The organism is Cryobacterium soli (assembly GCF_003611035.1).
GTDB classification, from domain to species: Bacteria; Actinomycetota; Actinomycetes; order Actinomycetales; family Microbacteriaceae; genus Cryobacterium; species Cryobacterium soli.
Genome location: NZ_CP030033.1, coordinates 3,081,814 through 3,098,544 on the forward strand (window position 1 = coordinate 3,081,814; position 16,731 = coordinate 3,098,544).

Here is a 16,731-nt window from a genome sequence, read left to right on the forward strand (position 1 = left end):
GGTCGCGCAAGCTCTGGAAGATCCGCAGGAACATCTCCTCGGTCTCGACGCTCAGGCTTGCGCTTGTGCCGACGCCGCGCGCATCCGGGTGCGGTACGCCAGCGGGCCCTCGCCGACATGCCGCTTGAAAGCCGTGCTGAAGGCGCTCTCCGAGGAATAGCCGAGCTCACGCGCGAGTGCGCCCACGCGGGTGTCTCCCGAGCGGAGCTCTCGTTGGGCTAGGAGCATCCGCCAGCTGATGAGATACGCCAGGGGTGGGGTGCCGGCCGCGGCCCGGAAGCGCTCTGCGAACGTGGTGCGCGACATCGATGACGCGCGGGCGAGGTCCTCAAGACCCCAACTCCGCGCCGGTTGCTCATGGATCATGTCCAGGGCCGGCCGGAGCCGTTCATCGGTGAGTACTTTCAGCCACCCCGCCGGCATGTCGGCGTTCTGCATGAAGCCGCGCACGACATCGAGGACCAGCAGCTGTCCGTACTGGCGGATGGCGAAATCGGCGCCGATCCGGCCGGCGACGATTTCCGAGAAGAGGCGCTGCACGTGGCCGCGCAGGTGCGGACCCACCGCACTGGTGGCCCCGACGTGGGCGACGGCAGGGAGTGCGCGCAGGAGCAGATCCTTGCCCGTGGAGTTCAGCTCGACCCGGCCCCCGATGAGGATATCGACGTCGTCTGCGGCGGCGTCGGCATCGCTGATGGTCGAGCCCGCGGACGGCGGCACCACGGTGACGGGTTCGCCTTCTCCGTCGCCGCCCTCCAGGGTGAGCCACGAGCGGCCGTTCAGGATCGCGACATCGCCGGCGGCGAGCTCTACCCGGTCGGCGCCGTTGGTGGTCAATGAAGCGCTGCCGCGCACCACTGCGATGAACTTCAGGTCGTCATCGATGGAGCTGTGCGTGCGCCAGCGCCCGCGCAGCGCCGAGCCGCCGGAAACTACGCTCCGTACCTCGATGAGGTCCAGTACCTCGGACAGTCGATCAGTCGCCATATTCGTACTCTAGGACACAAAAAGCGCACGGAACATGATTCCAAAGCCGGACTCCTGTCTGCATGCTGGTGTGACAGCACAGCCGTGACCCACTCACGGCTCGAAAAGGAGTTACCCATGAACAACCCCATGATCGTTCTGGTCACCGGTGGCAACAAAGGCATCGGACGCGAAATCACCGCGCAGCTGGCGGCGCTCGGCCACACCGTGGTGATCGGCGCGCGCAGCCTGGAACGCGGCGAAGCGACCGCGGCACAACTGCGGATCACCGGCGGAGACGTCACGGCCGTGGCCCTCGACGTCACGGACCCGCCATCCGTCGCGGCCGCGGCGGCAGCGATCCGGGAGAAATTCGGTCGCCTGGACGCTCTGGTCAACAACGCCGGAATCAGCCACCAGCCCGGGGCCGACTTCGCCGGGCAGGTGCCGCGCTTCGCCGACGTGAACCACGTCCGCGCGGTATTCGAGACCAACGTCTTCGGGGTCATCACCGTCACGAGCGCCTTCCTGCCCTTGTTGCGGCTCTCGACGGCTCCCCGAATCGTCAACGTGTCCAGTAGTGCCGGCTCCCTGACGTCGATCTCCGACTTCGCCAACACCGATCCCATCGCGCTGGGCTACGTTCCGTCCAAGACCGCGCTGACCGCGGTGACCATGATGTACGCCAGGGACCTGGTCGATGAGGGGATCCTGGTCAACGCTGTCTGCCCCGGCTTCGTTGCCACCGACCTGAACAACCATCGCGGAATCCGAACCCCCGCTGAGGGCGCCGCCTCGGCCGTGCGCATGGCCACGATCGAGGCTGACGGCCCCACCGGGACCTTCACCGACGACCAGGGACCGGTTGCCTGGTAGGCACGCCGTGTCGTGCGCGGAAGTGGTCGCTGAGGGCTGCTCGGTCCATCGATGCTCCTGGCCCTCAGGACATGAATCCGGAGGCCCGATCAATCCAGCCGAGAATCCACGGCATGAATTGACTGCCCTGCTCCACCCCGGCTTGGGCCACGGCCACGGCCGGGTAGAGGCTGGTCAGCAGCACGCAGAACAGCGCCGCGCTTGCGAGCACCCAGGCAAGCGGCACGCTGCGCACCCGGGTGATGAGTGCGAGCATGCCCAGGGTGAGCACGAACCCGACGGTGCACACCAGGGCGATCGTTCCGAACGGAACAGGCACGAACCAGGCCGTGCCGGCGCTGCTGCCGATCAACCCCAAGAGTGGCAAGAGCACGAGCCCGAAGAGAAGCACGCAGCCCAGCACTCCCGCGCCGAGAGCGACCCACACGCCCCGCGGCCGCGAACGGCCTCGGGACCGAGTCCAGCGGGTCATCAGGCAGGTCCACGCATTCGGATCGAAACGCTCAACGCACGCGCTGGTCGTGACCGAGCTTCGCACGCAGGCCCGAGTGGATGGTCAGGCACGTGGCAGGGGCATCGCCCACGACTCGGGCGAGGTTGTCGAGCAGGATGCCGGCCTGCTCGGCGATCAGCCGGGGCGACGCGCCCTGCCGCGGGGTGACACCGAGGTGCAACACCGGTTGGCGCTTCACGGTGAAGGCTCCGACGGTGCTGCCGACAAGGTCGGGTCGCTTGTCGAGGGAGTGTGTGAGCGCTTCGGTGGCGAACGAGGTGTCCACCAGCACGTTGTCGGAGCTGCCATCCTGCTTGCTGATCGGTCGCCGATAGATCTCCCGGCTGCCGCCCCCGCCGACACTGGCGATGATCATGATCATGATGATCACGACGAGTAGGAGGACTGCGACGGCAGCGACCAGCCACCAACTGAAGTCGGTGCCCGGCATTGTGCTGGCGGCGAATGCGTCGGTCAGCACCGTGTTGGCGCTCCCACCGAACTCTTGCCAGCGGGATGCCCACCAGTCCCAGAACGGAAGGGCTGCGACGGCGGCGCCGACGCCGAGCAGAATCAAGCCGACCACGAAGATGAACACACGGTTCAGGGCTCTGTTGGTGTCGTTCATGAGCCGATCGCTCCAATCTGTTTGATGCGCACGGTGTGGCGCAGGGCCGGGCGCACGTCGTAGGAGGCGATTTCTTCCTCGACGGCCCGGCGCACGGATTCCTCGTCGACCGGGATGCCCGAGGTGGGGGTGACCTCCACGATGGCGCGCCGGTGCGAGACCGACACCGCCGCCTGCCCCTGCGGCACTCGAGCGACGGTCTCGACACGGCGGGCGATAGCCGAAGCGAGAACCCCGTTGTCGACGATCACCGCTCGGTCGCCGAGAACCATCTCATGGCGGGCCAACCTGCCCGAGCGGATGGAATGCAGAATCAGGAGGAGGCCGATCGCCGCCACGAGAGTGCCGCCGGCCGAGATGGCCGCCAGCGGTTCCAACGTGGGCAACGTCGCCACCCAGGTCCATGCATCCGCTGGGGTCACCAGAAGGGCCGGTTGCCCCAGCATGTGCAGGATCAACTCGGTGCCGGCATAGGCGCATGCCAGGATGATCAGCACCGCCAGCAGAATGGTCGTGGCCGTGCGGGGTGAGTGTGTCTCGCGACGCACGATGCGAGCATATGGAGCGCTCATCTGGGCACCCTTCGTTCCTGTTCTATGTGGGCACCGCGAACGCGGATGTCCACTCGCCCGACCTGATTTCCGGTGATGCGTGTCGTGCCCGCACGGATGACGGTTTGTGCGTCGCTGATCCGTTGCAGCAGCGTCGTCCCCGCGTACCCGGCGCCCACGGTGTCGAGGTCGGGAATGCTGATCGGGGTGACGACGTCGAGGCCGAGGAGGCCTGAATCGTCACGCAGCGTGACCGATACCTGACCGGGATCGACACCGAGGGATTCGGCCGTCACCGCTCGGGCCACGGCCGTGAGCGCGCGTTGCCGAACGGTGATGAGGCCGGGATAGCCTGCCCCACCGGCCGCGAGGGTTGGCTCGCGGCCGGCGGGGTCGTCCGTAACCGTGGACATCAGGAGGTTCGTTTTCCGCTCAGCGCATTCGCAAGCCCGCGCGGGTCGAGCTTGCCGTCGAGGATCCGCCCGATCAGGAGGCCGACGGCCATGAACACGGCCACGAGGAGAAAGCCCCAGAAGCCGAACACGAGGATCGCGAACGCGAGAACGGCGCCGACGGCGATGCCGGTGACTGATGCACTCATGAGACGCGAGCCTCAGCCTGTTCGTCCTGGTCGTCGGTGGGCAGGTGGACGTCGTTGACGGCCACATTGACCTCGACGACGTCCAGACCGACGAGGTTGGTGATGGCGTTGGTCACCTGGGTGCGCACGGCGTCGGCGACCTGCTGGATCGGCGCGGGGTACTCCACCACGATGGTGATGTCGACGGCGGCCTGGGTCTCGCCCACCTCGACCTTGATGCCCTGGCTCAGGTCGTCCTGGCCGACCGCACCACGGATGGCGCCGAGGGCACGGGACGCCCCGCCGCCGAGCGCGAAGACGCCGGGGACCTCACGGGCAGCGATGCCGGCGACCTTGGACACGACGTTGTCGGAGATGGTGTTCTTGCCGTGGGCTTCACCGCTCACGGATTCCGTGGTGCGGGACTCCGGCCGATCCACCCGCGCGCCGGTGGGGCTCGCAACGGTGGGGGCGGTGGGGCGGATGTCTTCGTTAGCCATGGTGTGTCCTCAAATCCTGTTGAGTTCCGGCTGGGCGGAATGGCTCGGCCGGGGCGATCGGATCGCCTTATCCCTAAGAGGTGTCGAACCGACGACTTGTCACGGAACCTGCGGAACTTCCAGTCGTGATCCAGCGAGTTCACAGAATCAGGGTGGGAGTGCCACTCAGCTGGGATAGTGTCGCAACCAGACGAGTGCTGGGGGGCAGGATGCGTTCAGGAATGTGGTCCGCGCTGACGGTGCTGCTCATCGTGGTACTCCTCGGGACCGCGGCCGTGCAGGTGTGGGTGCTACCCGCGTCGGTGGCGGCAGTGGTCGCCACCTTCCCTGTTGTGACGCCGATCGCGCTGCCCGGCGTGATCTGGGGCATTCTCGCCATCGCCTGCTGGCAGGCCATCGCCGTCATCGGCCTGAGACTGGTGGCGCTCGCCAGGGGCCAGAGGCTCGAGCGGGCACTGCGGGGCTGGTTGCGCGCCATCGTGGGTTGCCTGCTGGTGTTCGTGCTGCTCGTGGCCGCGGCCTTCATCGCGCTGAACATGCTGGAGTATGCGACGCCGGGGCTGATGTTCGCGCTGCTCGGCAGCGGCGTTCTGGCCGTGGTCGCTGCCGCAGCAGTCCTTCGCTATTTGGGAGTAAGGCCCGCGCCGCTCGTGTGACCCTACGGCTCGGGCTGGCAGAAGCCGGGCGGCGCGGCGAACCCCCGTTCTGGGCGAAACCGGATGTGACGGATGGGGCAGTTGTATCGTGTGTCCTGTGAGCAGCCGCCGCAATCCCGGGTCGCAGTCGTCCCTGCGAGAGGCCAATCGCGCGCGCATCGTTGACGCGATCACCCACCACGGCGCCCTCACCCAGGTCGAACTGGCCGCCGTGACCGGACTGTCGCCGGCCACGGTCTCCAACATCGTCAAGGAGCAGGCCGCCGCCGGGGTGCTGCAGACCGCGCCCACCTCACGCAGCGGACGCCGGGCGGTGCGGGTCACGCTCGCCCGTGAACTGGGCCTGGTGGTGGGGCTGCACGTCTCGAACCGGCAGCTGCGGGTGGCCCTGGCCGATGCCGGGCATCAGGTGCTGGCCGAGCGGATGCTGCCGCTCGCCCGCGACCACCGCGCCGACAGCGAACTAGACAGGGTGATGCTGCTCATCCAGGACATGGCCGAGTCGGTGGGCGCGGGGATGACCGAGGTGCTCGCGGTGGGAGTGGGCCTGGCGGCGCCGGTCGATCCGCGCACCGGCATCATCGCCACCCGTGGGCTCCTCCGCGGCTGGGACGGCGTTCCGGTCGCCCAGGAGCTCGAGGCCCGGCTGCACCGGCCGGTCTTCGTCGACAACGAGGCCAACCTCGGCGCCCTCGGCGAGTACCGCATGGGAGCGGCGCGCGGCATCCGCCAGGCGGCCTATCTGCGGGTCTCGCATGGCGTCGGAGCCGGGCTGATCGTGGACGGCCGGGTGTACCGCGGCGGCAGTGGCAAGGCCGGCGAGATCGGGCACCTCACCCTGGACGAGCAGGGACTGGTGTGCCGCTGCGGAAACCGCGGCTGCCTGGAGACCCTGGTGGGGGCATCAGCCCTCGCCGCCAGGTTCCCGGCCGCTCACGGCGAGGTGAGGTTGCGCGACATCCTGCTGCGTGCCGAGGCCGGCGAGGCCCGCGCCCGCCGGGTGATCGCCGATGCGGGCCGGCACCTGGGCATCGCCTTGGCGGGACTGAGCAACCTCGTCGATCCGCACCGCATCGTGGTGGGCGGTGAGCTGGCCGAGGCCGGCGAGCTGCTCCTCAGCCCGCTGCGGCACGCGCTGGAACGCTCCACCCTGGCCACCCAAGCGGGCGTGCCCGAGGTGGTCAAGGGGGAGCTGGGGGAGCGTGCAGAGGTGCTCGGCGCGGTGCTGTTCGCCATCGACCGGGCAGAGATCTCGGCCGGCCGCCCGGGGCAGTTGCGACGTACCCTGGCCGTTGGCCCGACCCCCGACATCCTGCCCGGAATCGGGCCGTTCGTGCCCGAAGACACTGCTGAAATCACTGTGGACAGGGGCGGCATCGCCTCTTGAGTTCAAGCCTTGACGGCATTATGCACCGGGGCCATGCTCGTTACACCGCCAACGAGGGTGGTCACAGTAGGAGGCACATCATGAGAAAACCCAGGAAGAGGTTCGCGCTCCTGGCGATCACCGTGATCGCAGCTACAGGCGCATTGACCGCATGTTCAACGTCTGGCTCCAGCGACTCCAGCAGCGACGGAGGCGGTTCGGGCGAGACCATCAAGATCGGCCTGCTCCTCCCCGAATCCAAGACCACCCGGTACGAGAGCTTCGACCGGCCGCTCTTCGAAGACAAGCTCACCTCCCTGGGCGACTACGAGGTCATTTACGCCAACGCCGACCAGGATGCTGCGAAGCAGCAGCAGCAGGCGGAGTCGGCGCTGACCGAGGGCGTCAAGGTCCTCGTCCTCGACCCCGTGGACGGGGCGGCAGCAGCGAGCATCGCCGAATCAGCGGCGGCACAGGACGTCCCCGTGATCTCCTACGACCGGCTCATCAAGAGCGACAAGGTCGACTACTACATCTCCTTCGACAACGAACAGGTGGGCGTGCTGCAGGGCACCGCACTCGTCGACAGGCTCAAGCAGGACAACACGACCTCGGGCCTGATCATGATCAACGGATCGCCGACAGACGCCAACGCGGCCGAGTTCAAGAAGGGCGCGCATTCGGTGATCGACCCGAGCGGCATCCCGATCCTGGCGGAGTACGACACTCCGGACTGGAGCCCGGACAAGGCGCAGGAATGGGCGGCCGGTCAGATCACCCAGTTCGGCACCGAGATGTCGGGTATCTACGCGGCCAACGACGGCACGGCCGGCGGTGCGATCGCCGCGGTGAAGGCCGCCGGGACCGAGCCGATCCCGCCCGTGACCGGGCAGGACGCCGAGCTCGCCGCGATCCAGCGCATCGTCGCCGGTGACCAGTTCATGACCGTCTACAAGGCCATCAAGCTCGAGGCCGAGAAGGCGGCCGAGGTTGCCGACCAGCTGGCGCAGGGTGACACCCCGAGTCCGGACACCACCTTCCAGGACATCCCATCCACGCTGCTGACCCCGGTGGTCGTCACCGTCGACAACATTCAGGAGACCGTGATCGATGACGGCTTCTACACCGTCGACGAGATCTGCACGGCTGAGTACGCTGACGCGTGCGCAGCGGCCGGACTCCAGTAGCCGCACGCAGCCACCGCACAACTCAACAGCATCGAAACGGCCGGCCGGGATACCGCACCCACGATTCGGGTCCCGGCCGGCTCCCATACCAACCCAGAGGAATCACAATGTCTGTGCTTTCCAGCCCTGCGGCCCCCGCCGACGACCTTGTGCTGTCGTTGCGGGGGATCGACAAGAACTTCGGCGCCGTGCAGGCGCTCACCGACATCGACCTCGACATCTACGCGGGCGAGGTGGTCGCCCTCGTCGGTGACAACGGTGCAGGCAAGTCCACCCTGATCAAGATCCTCGCCGGAGTGCACCCGCAAGACGGCGGCACCATCAGCCACGGCGGCAAGACCGTCTCGATCAACAACCCGGCGGACTCCAACAACCTGGGCATCGCCACCGTCTACCAGGACCTGGCGCTCTGCGACAACCTCGACGTTGTCGCCAATCTCTTCCTCGGCCACGAGCTGGGACGCGGCACCATCAACGAGGTGGAGATGGAGAAACGTTCCTGGGGCCTGCTCCGTCAACTCTCCGCCCGCATCCCCTCGGTGCGCATCCCGGTCGCCTCGCTCTCCGGCGGCCAGCGGCAGACAGTGGCCATCGCCCGGTCGCTCATCGGCGACCCGCGTATCGTCATCCTCGACGAACCCACAGCGGCCTTGGGCGTGGCCCAGACCGCCGAGGTGCTCAACCTCATCGAACGACTCCGCGAACGGGGCCTGGCCGTGGTCCTGATCAGCCACAACATGGCGGATGTTCAGGCCGTCGCCGACCGCATCGTGGTGCTGCGCCTCGGCCGTAACAACGGCGAGTTCAAGGTGGCAGACGTCACCTACGAAGACATCATTGCCGCGATCACCGGCGCCACCGACAATGCCGTCACCCGGCGGGCCCAGGCGCGGGTGGATTCCGCCGACGCCGCCGCCGTGGCCGCGGCGGGCACCCGAACCGACACCGCACTCCCCGAGGAGGAACGGCCATGACGACACCAACTTCGGCCCCGCCGCCGGCCGGCCCGGAAGACACGGCTCCGCCCACCGAGACCGTGCGGCTGGCCGCCGTGGCGGCCGACCTGCAGGACGAACGACTGATCCAGCCACACGGCCTGGGCGGCACCCTGCGGGCCTTCGGCAAGCGGGTGCGCTCAGGCGACATCGGGTCGCTGCCCGTGGTGATCGGACTCATCGTGATCTGGGTGGCGTTCTCGCTGCTCAACCCCAACTTCCTCTCCAGCACCAACCTGGTCAACCTCACCCTGCAGTGCGCGGCGGTGGGTACCATTTCCATCGGCATCGTCCTGGTGCTGCTCCTCGGCGAGATCGACCTGTCGGTCGGATCGGTCAGCGGTCTGTCCGCCGCCATCCTCGCCGTGAGTTTCGTCAACCTCGGCTGGCCGCTTCCGGTGTCACTCCTGGCCGCGCTCCTGACCGGCCTCGTCATCGGGCTGCTCTACGGCTTCCTCTACACCCGGTTCGGCGTGCCGAGCTTCGTCATCACCCTCGCCGGCTTGCTCGGCTTCCTGGGCCTGCAACTGTGGGTGCTCGGCTCGACGGGCTCGATCAACATCCCGTTCGACTCCTGGATCGTTCAGTTCGCCCAACAGTCCTTCCTGCCCGACTGGCTGTCCTATGTGCTGGTGGTGCTCACGGCGCTCGCCTATGCGGCTCAACTCTTTGTGACCGCCAACCGCCGTGCCGCGGCGGGGCTCTCCGCCGTGCCCGCCACCTCCATCGTGGTGCGGAGCGTTTTCCTGCTCCTGGTGCTCGGAGTGCCGACCTGGTACCTCAACCAGACCCGCGGGGTCGGCGCCATGTTCCTGCTCTTCCTGGTGCTCGTCGTCGTGATGAACTTCTTCCTCACCCGCACCAAGTGGGGCCGGTCGGTGTACGCGGTCGGCGGCAACGTCGAGGCCGCCCGGCGGTCAGGCATCAACGTCACCGGTGTGTACCTGAGCGTGTTCATGCTCTGCTCCACCTTCGCGGCCCTCGGCGGACTGCTCGCCGCCGGGCGACTGGCCGCGGCCAACCAGGGCTCGGGCGGCGGCGACACCAACCTCAACGCCATCGCCGCGGCGGTGATCGGCGGGGCCAGCCTCTTCGGCGGCCGGGGCAGCGCGTTCTCGGCCCTCCTGGGGATCCTGGTCATCCAGTCGATCTCCAGCGGGCTCACCCTGCTCAACCTGGACTCCTCGATCCGCTACATGATCACCGGCGCCGTGCTGTTGCTCGCGGTCATCGTCGACTCCCTGTCGCGCCGTACCCGGGTATCGCACGGTAGAGCCTGACCGCGGTCTCGCCGACATGCGCGAAAGCACCCTCTGGGGAGCCCCGAAGGGGACATTCGCGGCATCTCGAAAACGGATGCCGCGCCGACTTGCCGCGAAGCACCCCCTCCGCGCTCCCGGAGGGGTCATTTGCGGCGACTCGGCGTCGGGTGCCTGGTGCCGGGGTGCCGGGCGCCGGAGGCGCTAGACCTCGAGGCCGTCCCGGACGACCGTACCTCCGGTCGGCCAATCTGCGAACGACGCCCGCACGGGAAGCACCATCGCGGGGCCGGTGAAGGATTCGGGTTGCAGCCGGGTATCGATCATGCGAGTCGTCAGCCCGACGGCCTGCTGCCATCCGCCGGCGGAATAGAACGGCACCAGCTCGGGGGCGCAGGTGAGGAAGCCGAACGGCAGCGCCTGGCTGTTGAGGGCCAGAGCCGCCTCGGCGAGCAACCGGCGGCCGAGTCCCCGACCCTGATAGTCGGGATCGACGCCAACCAGCCCCACATCGCCGACCAACTGTGACCCGCCGGACTCGAGGCGCAGCATCCGCCGCACGAAGCCGATGTGGGCCACCGGACGGTCGCCGTCGTAGCCGATCACGCGGGCCTCCGGGCGGGCTCCCATCCAGCTGCGGGCACCGGTGAACGTGACGTGATCCTGGGGGTAGTAGCGCGAGAACAGCGTCGCCAGGGCGGTGTGGTCGTCGGCCGACAGGTCGGCTTCCCAACGTAGGATCCACTCGATGTCAGCCATCCGCCCAGCCTAATCGGCAGGGTCGGCGCCGGGCCGGGGAGCCGGTCGCGACGAGTGCTTCTGTGGCTTGGCGCATCGTGATTGTGCGTCTCATCGGGGTGCCGGCAACGAAGCGGCCGCGGCGACCATCGCAGCCCTGAGCCATCGAGAGGCGGGGTCCGCGTCGGCACGTTGATGCCATCGTTGTTCGACAGTGGCGATGGGGAGATCGACGGGCACCTGATGTACTCGGATGGGAACACCCCGCTCGTGAAGGTGGGATGCCAGTCGGGACGGTACAAGGCAGAGCACATCGTCTTCCAAAGCCATGAGAGCGCCAACGGCGTACGTCGGAACGACGGCGACGACTCTCCTGGATAACCCGATCCGGTCGAGCGCGTCGTCCAACGGGCCGCGGTCGAGCCCGCGTCGCGATGCCGACACGTGCGGCACCGAGCAAAGGTCGTTCACGGTCAGAGACGGCTTCCTTCCTAGGTCGGATGCGGCTGAGACGACAGCAACGAAGATGTCCGTGAAGAGCACCGAGGTGAGCACATCGGGTGGCGGGGGGTTTCCCACACCGACGTCGAGATCCAGAGTGCCATTGCGGAGAAGGTCGGCTTCTTTGGACTCTTGGGAGACAAAGCGCAGTTGAACGTGCGGCGCTTGAGCGGCGACGAGGCGTGTCAGGCGTGGTGCGAGGACGGGGGAGAGTGCGTCGTTGATGCGTATCGCGAACGTTCGCCGCCATGTCGCAGGGTCCCCGACCGTCTCCAAACGCAAACGATCAGCGTCCTCGAGCAGTGCCTTGACGCGAGCAGCGGCCCGCTGCGCGAAAGGTGTGGGGAGCATCCCGCGACCCGCGCGCACGAGGATCGGGTCGTTCATCGCATGACGGAGGCGACCCAGGGCTCGACTGGTCGCAGGAATGGACAGGTGCAGCCGATCAGCGGCTTTGGAGACGCTACTGCTGTCCAGGAGAGCGTCGAAGACTCGCAAGAGGTTCAGGTCCAACTGTTCGGCTGCCACAGCCGTATTGTGTCAGACGCAACTTTGGTTTGCGAATGTTGCGCTTCCTGATCTGCCCGCGAATGATCAGTATGGATTCAGAGCCGGTTGGCTCGCTCTTCTCAGCCCAGCCAGAAACTGGGCTCTGATCCCTTGGAGGTTTCATGGCCAGGATTGTGCGTCCGCGAGCATACGGCGGTTCCGACGTTCTCACCGTTCAGGAGGTCGATGTCCCCACTCCTGCGGCGGGCGAAGTCGTCATTCGGGTTCGAGCGGCAGGCGTCAACCCGCTCGACTGGAAGCTATACAGCGGCGCCTTCCACGACGTTGACGAGGACGAAAAGAATGCCGCTGGCCTTGCAGAATCGCTCCCCAGTCTGGGGATGGATTGCGCCGGAGTCGTGACCGCCGTGGGCCCGGGCGTCGAGAACGCCGCCATTGGTGATGAAGTGATCGTCTATCCCGTCACGGCCGCCTACGCCGACTACGTCACCGCCGCCGCCTCGGCCCTGATCCCGAAGCCTGATGGGCTGAGCTGGGAACAGGCGGGAGGGCTGATGTTGGCAGGGCTGACGGCCTTGCACTCCATTCACGCCGCCGGAGTCCAGGCCGGCGACACAGTTCTCATCCACGGCGGTGCCGGAGGCGTCGGTCTCATGGCGGTACAGCTCGCCACCAACATCGGCGCGTCCGTTGTCGCGACTGCAGCCGAGCGAAACCATGACCTGCTCCGCGAGCTCGGCGCAACCCCTGTCGTGTACGGCAACGGACTCGCAGACCGTGTTCGTGCTGCCGCGCCCCACGGAGTGACCGCGGCCATCGATGCTGCCGGCTCCGACGAGGCCCTTGATGTGTCGCTCGAACTCGTGGCCGACCCGGCGCGAATCGCCTCGATCACGGGCTCGGACCGCCGTCTTGGCACCGGAATCAAACTGCTCGGTTACGGACCTGGCCAGGACGCCGGAACCGAATACCGGTCTTCCGTCCGATCGCACCTCGCTGAACTCGCCGGTGCCGGTCACGTTCGCGTAACCGTCGCCAAGTCCTTCCCACTGGCTGATGCCGCGCAGGCTCACGAATTCGGGCAATCCGGCCGCGGTACCGGCAAGATCATTCTCCTGCCGTAGTCGAGCGCGCTGGCTGAGACGCTCGAACCCGCGTGCTCAGCCGGCGGCCGCCGCGTGTTCGGCCTGTACCTGGGCCGCCCGCTTGCGCAGCGCGCCGATCACGGTGCGTACGGCCAGCCGTTCCGCGCGGTCGGGCCGCATCAGGGCCACGATCTGACGTTCGGCGTCGAGCCCGCGCAACGGCTTGAGCACCATGCGGCCGGGCTGATTGCCGCCCGAGGTGTAGCGCGGCACGAGGGCGATGCCGAGGCCGGCCATGATGAAAGACTCGATCAGGCGCATATCGGCGAAGCGCTGGGTCACCCGGGCGCGCCCGCCGGTCTGCTGCTCGATGTCGTGCAGGATGCGTTCGAACGGGAACCCGCCCGGCACGCCGATCCAGGTCTCGCCGACCACGTCGCTTGCGCCGAGCGACGCCCGGCCGGCCAGGCGGTGGTCGGCGGGCAGTCCCACATCCAGAGGCTCGGTCATCAACGGCACCGAGGTGAGCCCACGCCCGCCCCAGCCGAGCTGCCCGCGCATGCTGTGCGCGAGCACGATGTCGTAGTCGGAGGTGAGCGCCGGAAAGTCGCTGAGCTCCGGGTCCATGTCGGTGCAGTGCACGGCAAGCCCGTCGATCGCGTCGAGATCCTGCAGTACGCCCGGCAGCAGCATCTGCCCGGCCGTGGGGAAGGTGACTAGGCTGACGTCGCCCGTGGCGCCGTTGCGGAACGTGTCCCAGACCGCCGTTGCACGCTCGAGCGCGACAGCGATATCCGTGGCGCTCGCGGCCAGCGCACGACCGGCATCCGTGAGCACCAGGCCGCGCCCGTTGCGCTCGGTGAGCGGCAAACCGGCCTCCCGTTCGAGCACTTTGAGCTGCTGCGACACCGCTGACGGCGTGCGGTGGGTGGCCCGTGCCACGGCCGTCACACTGCCGCGCTCGGCCAGTTCGCGGAGCAGTTCCAGACGTTGCACATCCATGTAGCTACCCTACATAGTCAGTACAGAACTGTGTGATTGTGCTGAAAGGTTGTTGGTGGTCTTATAAAGGTGTCGGTTACCGGGCACACGCCCGCACTAACGCGGCCATCCACTTCCTTCGAAAGGCACGACCGTGTTCGTTTTCATGATCCTCATCTCCCTTGTGGCCGCTGGCTCCATCGTCGGCACCGTTGTCGCCGTCAACAAGGATGGCTACGGCCGCGTGCCGGAGAAGAAGCTCGTTCGCAGCTTCTAAACAGTGCGGTCCCGGTGCGCCTGCAACGTGCGCGGGACTCACGGCGGGTGTTGGCCTAAAGTAGCTCTGTGATGGATACCCGCAAGCAACTCATCGACTACATCTCGGCCGACGCCGTCTTCCACGGTGATTTCACCCTCACCAGCGGCAAGAAGGCCACGTACTACGTGGACCTCCGCAAGGTCAGCCTGGATCACCGGGTTGCCCCCCTGATCGGCCAGGTCATGCTCGACCTCATCCAGGACATCCCCGATGTCGTCGCCGTCGGCGGGATGACCATGGGCGCAGACCCCGTCGCCACCGCGATCCTGCACCAGGGCGCCGCTCGCGGCCTTGCCTACGACGCCTTCGTCGTTCGCAAGGAGCCCAAGGACCACGGCCGCGGTCGTCAGGTCGAGGGCCCCGATCTCGCCGGCAAACGCGTCATCGTCCTCGAGGACACCTCGACGACGGGTGGCTCGCCGCTGGCGGCCATCGAGGCTCTGCTCAAGGTGGGTGCCATCATCGCCGGCGTCGCCGTGGTCGTGGACCGCAGCACCGGCGCCCGCGAAATCATCGAAGCGGCCGGCTACCCGTACTACGCGGCCATCGGACTCGAGGACCTGGGACTGAGCTGATGCCAGACCAGCAGGGCGGACACGACGAGAACGACCTCGGCATCGACTGGCTCGAGGCGCAGTTGAGCGCCGATGACGGCACCGACGATTCCGAGGCGGGCTCCGAGGCGTCCGACAGCGAGACCGGTGGCGCGGCCGATGATGACAAAGGCGACTCACGCGCCGAGCGCACTGCTGAACGCCCTGGCCCGGATGCCCGGCCCGATTCCGCTCCGACAGTCGCCCTGCCGATTCCGCCCGCTGAGCCCTCTGGTGCTGTCTCCGCGCCTGCTGTCGACGAATACGTGACCCGCGCCGAGCGCGCTGCGGCCGAGCGTGCAGCCGCCGATCGAGCGGCTGCTGACCGCGCCGCTGCCGACAAGTCTGCGGCTGACCGCGCCGCCGCCGAGAAAGCAGCTGCTGACCGCGCTGTGGCTGACCGAGCTGCTGCCGAGAAAGCAGCTGCTGACCGCGCGGCGGCCGACCGAGTCGCTCTAGAGAGTGCTGCCGCCGCCGAACGAGCGTCCGCCGAAAAGGCTGCTGCTGACCGCGCCGCCGCAACACCGGTCGAAGCTCCGCCCGCCGATGAGTCCGCAACCGGAACCTCCTCGGCCGCCGAGGCCGAGCCGGCTCCCGGTGGCTTCCGCTGGGGCCTCACACCCAAGATCGAGCCCGACCCGACAGTTCCCCCGTCGAGGCGTCCCACCCCGCCCGCCGACGCTGCTGCTACCGCTGCCGCTGTCGCTCCTGCTGCACCGCCCGCCGCACCGACCCCGGTCGCCGCGCCCGTTCCTGCCGCGTCCGTGATTCCCCCCATCGTGCCTGCGGCCCCTGTGATTCCTGTGGCCGCCGCTCCGCGGGCTGCCCCGCCGGCACCGACTGCCGATGCACCGGCCGCGACTCCGGCAGTTCCTGAGGCCGCACCCGCTGCGCCGCCGCTCGGCGTCACCCCAGCGCGTCCTGTGCCCGCGGTCCCCGCGGCCACGGCTGTGCCCGAACCCACGGAGCCGCTCACCAAAGCTCCAGCCGAACCGCGCCGCGCTGCCGATGTCGAACCGGCACCGTGGTGGACGACGCCCGCCCAGTCCCGCCTCGTCCCTACCGACGAGGAGCAGGAGGCGCGTCGCCGTCGCACACCGCCGAGCCCCCTCGATACCGGAGTGCAACCGCCCTTCGGAGCACCCGCCGCGGCGGCTCTGGCGCCCTCGCACCGCGCGGCCCCAGGTGCCACAACGCCGCCGTCGACGAGGCGTTCTCCGGTACCCGCGGCCCTCCCCGAGTCGGTTCTCGCTGCCGCCGCACCGCCCGTGACGGCCGCTGCTGCGGTAGCTGCTCCGCACGACGACGACGACGACGACCGCCCCGCCCGCCGGGCCGGCGCCGGTGGACCGCCCAGGCGTCCCTCCGCCCGCACCCTCTACTGGGCCGGTGGCGCCGTTCTCGCCGTGCTCGTGATCGTCGGGCTCTTCTTCCTGGGCCAGGCCCTCGGCGGCACGCCCGTGGCCGCTCCGACCGCCTCGGCACCGGCATCCGCGAGTGCCACCCCCACACCGACTCCCACCCCGACGCCTGAGCCCACCGCGCCGCAGCCGGCCGGTGTGCATGCCTGGGACACCATGTTCGGCTCCGAGTGTCTCGAGCCGTACACCTCACCGTGGGACGAAGAGTTCACGGTGGTGGACTGCGCTACCCCGCACACCGCCCAGCTCGTCTACCGAGGCACCCTCGAGGGCGAGACCGGCTCCGCGTTCCCCGGCGAAGAGGCGTTTGCGCAGCAGATCAATGTGCTCTGCTCGGCCCCAGGCACCATCGACTTGGCCGCGGCCGGAGCATACTCCGACGTGCAGCTGCAGGGCAGCTACCCGGTGACCGCCGAACAGTGGGATGCCGGTGACCGGTACTTCTACTGCTTCGCCAGCCGCTCCTCCGGAGAGCCGCTCACCACGAGCCTCGCCCCGGTGGCCTGACACCGCCGCGCATCGCGGC

The 16,731-nt window shown here is 68.2% G+C and carries 20 protein-coding genes; 10 read left to right on the plus strand and 10 right to left on the minus strand.

From position 1 onward, the window contains the following. Positions 1-51: 51 nt before the first annotated feature. Positions 52-987: an AraC family transcriptional regulator gene (locus DOE79_RS14290; RefSeq protein ID WP_120339082.1), complete on the minus strand. Its 936-nt coding sequence runs from the start codon at positions 985-987 to the stop codon at positions 52-54. Positions 988-1,104: 117 nt separating this feature from the next. Here DOE79_RS14290 and DOE79_RS14295 point away from each other — a divergent pair, with 117 nt between their 5' ends. Continuing rightward, on the plus strand, positions 1,105-1,842 hold the full coding sequence (locus DOE79_RS14295; RefSeq protein WP_120339083.1) for an SDR family oxidoreductase: 738 nt from the start codon (positions 1,105-1,107) through the stop codon (positions 1,840-1,842). Between the two features lie 64 nt (positions 1,843-1,906). Here DOE79_RS14295 and DOE79_RS14300 read toward each other — a convergent pair whose 3' ends face one another. From DOE79_RS14300 to DOE79_RS14325, 6 genes are read right to left on the minus strand one after another with little or no spacing between them, the layout of a single operon-like run. After that, on the minus strand, positions 1,907-2,314 hold the full coding sequence (locus tag DOE79_RS14300) for an MFS transporter permease (RefSeq protein WP_162942761.1): 408 nt from the start codon (positions 2,312-2,314) through the stop codon (positions 1,907-1,909). Between the two features lie 31 nt (positions 2,315-2,345). Beyond that, positions 2,346-2,963 (minus strand): hypothetical protein, encoded by a 618-nt coding sequence (locus DOE79_RS14305; RefSeq protein ID WP_120339085.1) that lies wholly within the window; start codon positions 2,961-2,963, stop codon positions 2,346-2,348. Next, a complete protein-coding gene (locus tag DOE79_RS14310; RefSeq protein WP_120339086.1) occupies positions 2,960-3,535 on the minus strand; it encodes an Asp23/Gls24 family envelope stress response protein in 576 nt (191 codons plus the stop codon). The genes DOE79_RS14305 and DOE79_RS14310 overlap by 4 nt, the downstream gene beginning before the upstream one ends. Next, positions 3,532-3,927: a hypothetical protein gene (locus tag DOE79_RS14315; RefSeq protein WP_120339087.1), complete on the minus strand. Its 396-nt coding sequence runs from the start codon at positions 3,925-3,927 to the stop codon at positions 3,532-3,534. Before DOE79_RS14315 ends, DOE79_RS14310 begins: the two co-directional genes overlap by 4 nt. Further along, positions 3,927-4,115: a DUF2273 domain-containing protein gene (locus DOE79_RS14320; RefSeq protein WP_120339088.1), complete on the minus strand. Its 189-nt coding sequence runs from the start codon at positions 4,113-4,115 to the stop codon at positions 3,927-3,929. Before DOE79_RS14320 ends, DOE79_RS14315 begins: the two co-directional genes overlap by 1 nt. Then, positions 4,112-4,594, minus strand: coding sequence for an Asp23/Gls24 family envelope stress response protein (locus DOE79_RS14325; RefSeq protein ID WP_120339089.1), 483 nt, complete (start codon positions 4,592-4,594; stop codon positions 4,112-4,114). Before DOE79_RS14325 ends, DOE79_RS14320 begins: the two co-directional genes overlap by 4 nt. Positions 4,595-4,803: 209 nt before the next feature. Between DOE79_RS14325 and DOE79_RS14330 the strand changes: the two genes are divergently transcribed. The 5 genes from DOE79_RS14330 (at position 4,804) to DOE79_RS14350 (ending at position 10,078) form a co-directional block, all read left to right on the plus strand. Further along, positions 4,804-5,250: a DUF2975 domain-containing protein gene (locus DOE79_RS14330; protein ID WP_120339090.1), complete on the plus strand. Its 447-nt coding sequence runs from the start codon at positions 4,804-4,806 to the stop codon at positions 5,248-5,250. 97 nt (positions 5,251-5,347) lie between these two features. After that, positions 5,348-6,637 (plus strand): ROK family transcriptional regulator, encoded by a 1,290-nt coding sequence (locus tag DOE79_RS14335; RefSeq protein ID WP_120339091.1) that lies wholly within the window; start codon positions 5,348-5,350, stop codon positions 6,635-6,637. Positions 6,638-6,717: 80 nt separating this feature from the next. Further along, positions 6,718-7,803, plus strand: coding sequence for a sugar ABC transporter substrate-binding protein (locus tag DOE79_RS14340; RefSeq protein ID WP_120339092.1), 1,086 nt, complete (start codon positions 6,718-6,720; stop codon positions 7,801-7,803). Positions 7,804-7,910: 107 nt separating this feature from the next. Continuing rightward, positions 7,911-8,777, plus strand: coding sequence for an ATP-binding cassette domain-containing protein (locus tag DOE79_RS14345; RefSeq protein ID WP_120339093.1), 867 nt, complete (start codon positions 7,911-7,913; stop codon positions 8,775-8,777). Further along, positions 8,774-10,078 (plus strand): sugar ABC transporter permease, encoded by a 1,305-nt coding sequence (locus tag DOE79_RS14350; RefSeq protein WP_120339094.1) that lies wholly within the window; start codon positions 8,774-8,776, stop codon positions 10,076-10,078. Before DOE79_RS14345 ends, DOE79_RS14350 begins: the two co-directional genes overlap by 4 nt. 183 nt (positions 10,079-10,261) lie before the next feature. On the opposite strand, the gene DOE79_RS14355 is transcribed toward DOE79_RS14350, so the two are convergent. Beyond that, the gene (locus DOE79_RS14355) at positions 10,262-10,816 is read right to left on the minus strand and encodes a GNAT family N-acetyltransferase (RefSeq protein WP_120339095.1); all 555 of its coding nucleotides are present in this window, start codon (positions 10,814-10,816) and stop codon (positions 10,262-10,264) included. A gap of 90 nt (positions 10,817-10,906) precedes the next feature. Then, on the minus strand, positions 10,907-11,824 hold the full coding sequence (locus DOE79_RS14360; RefSeq protein ID WP_120339096.1) for a LysR family transcriptional regulator: 918 nt from the start codon (positions 11,822-11,824) through the stop codon (positions 10,907-10,909). A 143-nt stretch (positions 11,825-11,967) separates the two neighbouring features. Here DOE79_RS14360 and DOE79_RS14365 point away from each other — a divergent pair, with 143 nt between their 5' ends. Next, positions 11,968-12,930, plus strand: coding sequence for an NADP-dependent oxidoreductase (locus DOE79_RS14365; protein WP_120339097.1), 963 nt, complete (start codon positions 11,968-11,970; stop codon positions 12,928-12,930). A gap of 36 nt (positions 12,931-12,966) precedes the next feature. Here the strand turns inward: DOE79_RS14365 and DOE79_RS14370 are convergent, their stop codons facing one another. Beyond that, on the minus strand, positions 12,967-13,893 hold the full coding sequence (locus tag DOE79_RS14370) for a LysR family transcriptional regulator (RefSeq protein ID WP_120339098.1): 927 nt from the start codon (positions 13,891-13,893) through the stop codon (positions 12,967-12,969). Between the two features lie 133 nt (positions 13,894-14,026). On the opposite strand from DOE79_RS14370, the gene DOE79_RS21060 reads away from it, so the two are divergent. The 3 genes from DOE79_RS21060 to DOE79_RS20575 all read left to right on the plus strand — a co-directional run bounded on the left by DOE79_RS21060 (position 14,027) and on the right by DOE79_RS20575 (position 16,712). Then, positions 14,027-14,149, plus strand: a complete 123-nt coding sequence (locus tag DOE79_RS21060) for a hypothetical protein (RefSeq protein ID WP_255579372.1) — start codon at positions 14,027-14,029, stop codon at positions 14,147-14,149. Positions 14,150-14,220: 71 nt separating this feature from the next. Next, a complete protein-coding gene (gene pyrE, locus DOE79_RS14375; protein ID WP_162942887.1) occupies positions 14,221-14,766 on the plus strand; it encodes an orotate phosphoribosyltransferase in 546 nt (181 codons plus the stop codon). Continuing rightward, the gene (locus DOE79_RS20575) at positions 14,766-16,712 is read left to right on the plus strand and encodes a septum formation family protein (protein ID WP_162942762.1); all 1,947 of its coding nucleotides are present in this window, start codon (positions 14,766-14,768) and stop codon (positions 16,710-16,712) included. The genes pyrE and DOE79_RS20575 overlap by 1 nt, the downstream gene beginning before the upstream one ends. Positions 16,713-16,731: the final 19 nt, after the last annotated feature.

What these genes read in the sequence shown, in the direction of transcription:
- DOE79_RS14290 (WP_120339082.1), bottom strand. Translation starts at nt 987, where the DNA reads ATGGCGACTGATCGACTGTCCGAGGTACTGGACCTCATCGAGGTACGG.
- DOE79_RS14295 (WP_120339083.1), top strand. Translation starts at nt 1,105, where the DNA reads ATGAACAACCCCATGATCGTTCTGGTCACCGGTGGCAACAAAGGCATC.
- DOE79_RS14300 (WP_162942761.1), bottom strand. Translation starts at nt 2,314, where the DNA reads ATGACCCGCTGGACTCGGTCCCGAGGCCGTTCGCGGCCGCGGGGCGTG.
- DOE79_RS14305 (WP_120339085.1), bottom strand. Translation starts at nt 2,963, where the DNA reads ATGAACGACACCAACAGAGCCCTGAACCGTGTGTTCATCTTCGTGGTC.
- DOE79_RS14310 (WP_120339086.1), bottom strand. Translation starts at nt 3,535, where the DNA reads ATGAGCGCTCCATATGCTCGCATCGTGCGTCGCGAGACACACTCACCC.
- DOE79_RS14315 (WP_120339087.1), bottom strand. Translation starts at nt 3,927, where the DNA reads ATGTCCACGGTTACGGACGACCCCGCCGGCCGCGAGCCAACCCTCGCG.
- DOE79_RS14320 (WP_120339088.1), bottom strand. Translation starts at nt 4,115, where the DNA reads ATGAGTGCATCAGTCACCGGCATCGCCGTCGGCGCCGTTCTCGCGTTC.
- DOE79_RS14325 (WP_120339089.1), bottom strand. Translation starts at nt 4,594, where the DNA reads ATGGCTAACGAAGACATCCGCCCCACCGCCCCCACCGTTGCGAGCCCC.
- DOE79_RS14330 (WP_120339090.1), top strand. Translation starts at nt 4,804, where the DNA reads ATGCGTTCAGGAATGTGGTCCGCGCTGACGGTGCTGCTCATCGTGGTA.
- DOE79_RS14340 (WP_120339092.1), top strand. Translation starts at nt 6,718, where the DNA reads ATGAGAAAACCCAGGAAGAGGTTCGCGCTCCTGGCGATCACCGTGATC.
- DOE79_RS14345 (WP_120339093.1), top strand. Translation starts at nt 7,911, where the DNA reads ATGTCTGTGCTTTCCAGCCCTGCGGCCCCCGCCGACGACCTTGTGCTG.
- DOE79_RS14350 (WP_120339094.1), top strand. Translation starts at nt 8,774, where the DNA reads ATGACGACACCAACTTCGGCCCCGCCGCCGGCCGGCCCGGAAGACACG.
- DOE79_RS14355 (WP_120339095.1), bottom strand. Translation starts at nt 10,816, where the DNA reads ATGGCTGACATCGAGTGGATCCTACGTTGGGAAGCCGACCTGTCGGCC.
- DOE79_RS14365 (WP_120339097.1), top strand. Translation starts at nt 11,968, where the DNA reads ATGGCCAGGATTGTGCGTCCGCGAGCATACGGCGGTTCCGACGTTCTC.
- DOE79_RS14370 (WP_120339098.1), bottom strand. Translation starts at nt 13,893, where the DNA reads ATGGATGTGCAACGTCTGGAACTGCTCCGCGAACTGGCCGAGCGCGGC.
- pyrE (WP_162942887.1), top strand. Translation starts at nt 14,221, where the DNA reads ATGGATACCCGCAAGCAACTCATCGACTACATCTCGGCCGACGCCGTC.
- DOE79_RS20575 (WP_162942762.1), top strand. Translation starts at nt 14,766, where the DNA reads ATGCCAGACCAGCAGGGCGGACACGACGAGAACGACCTCGGCATCGAC.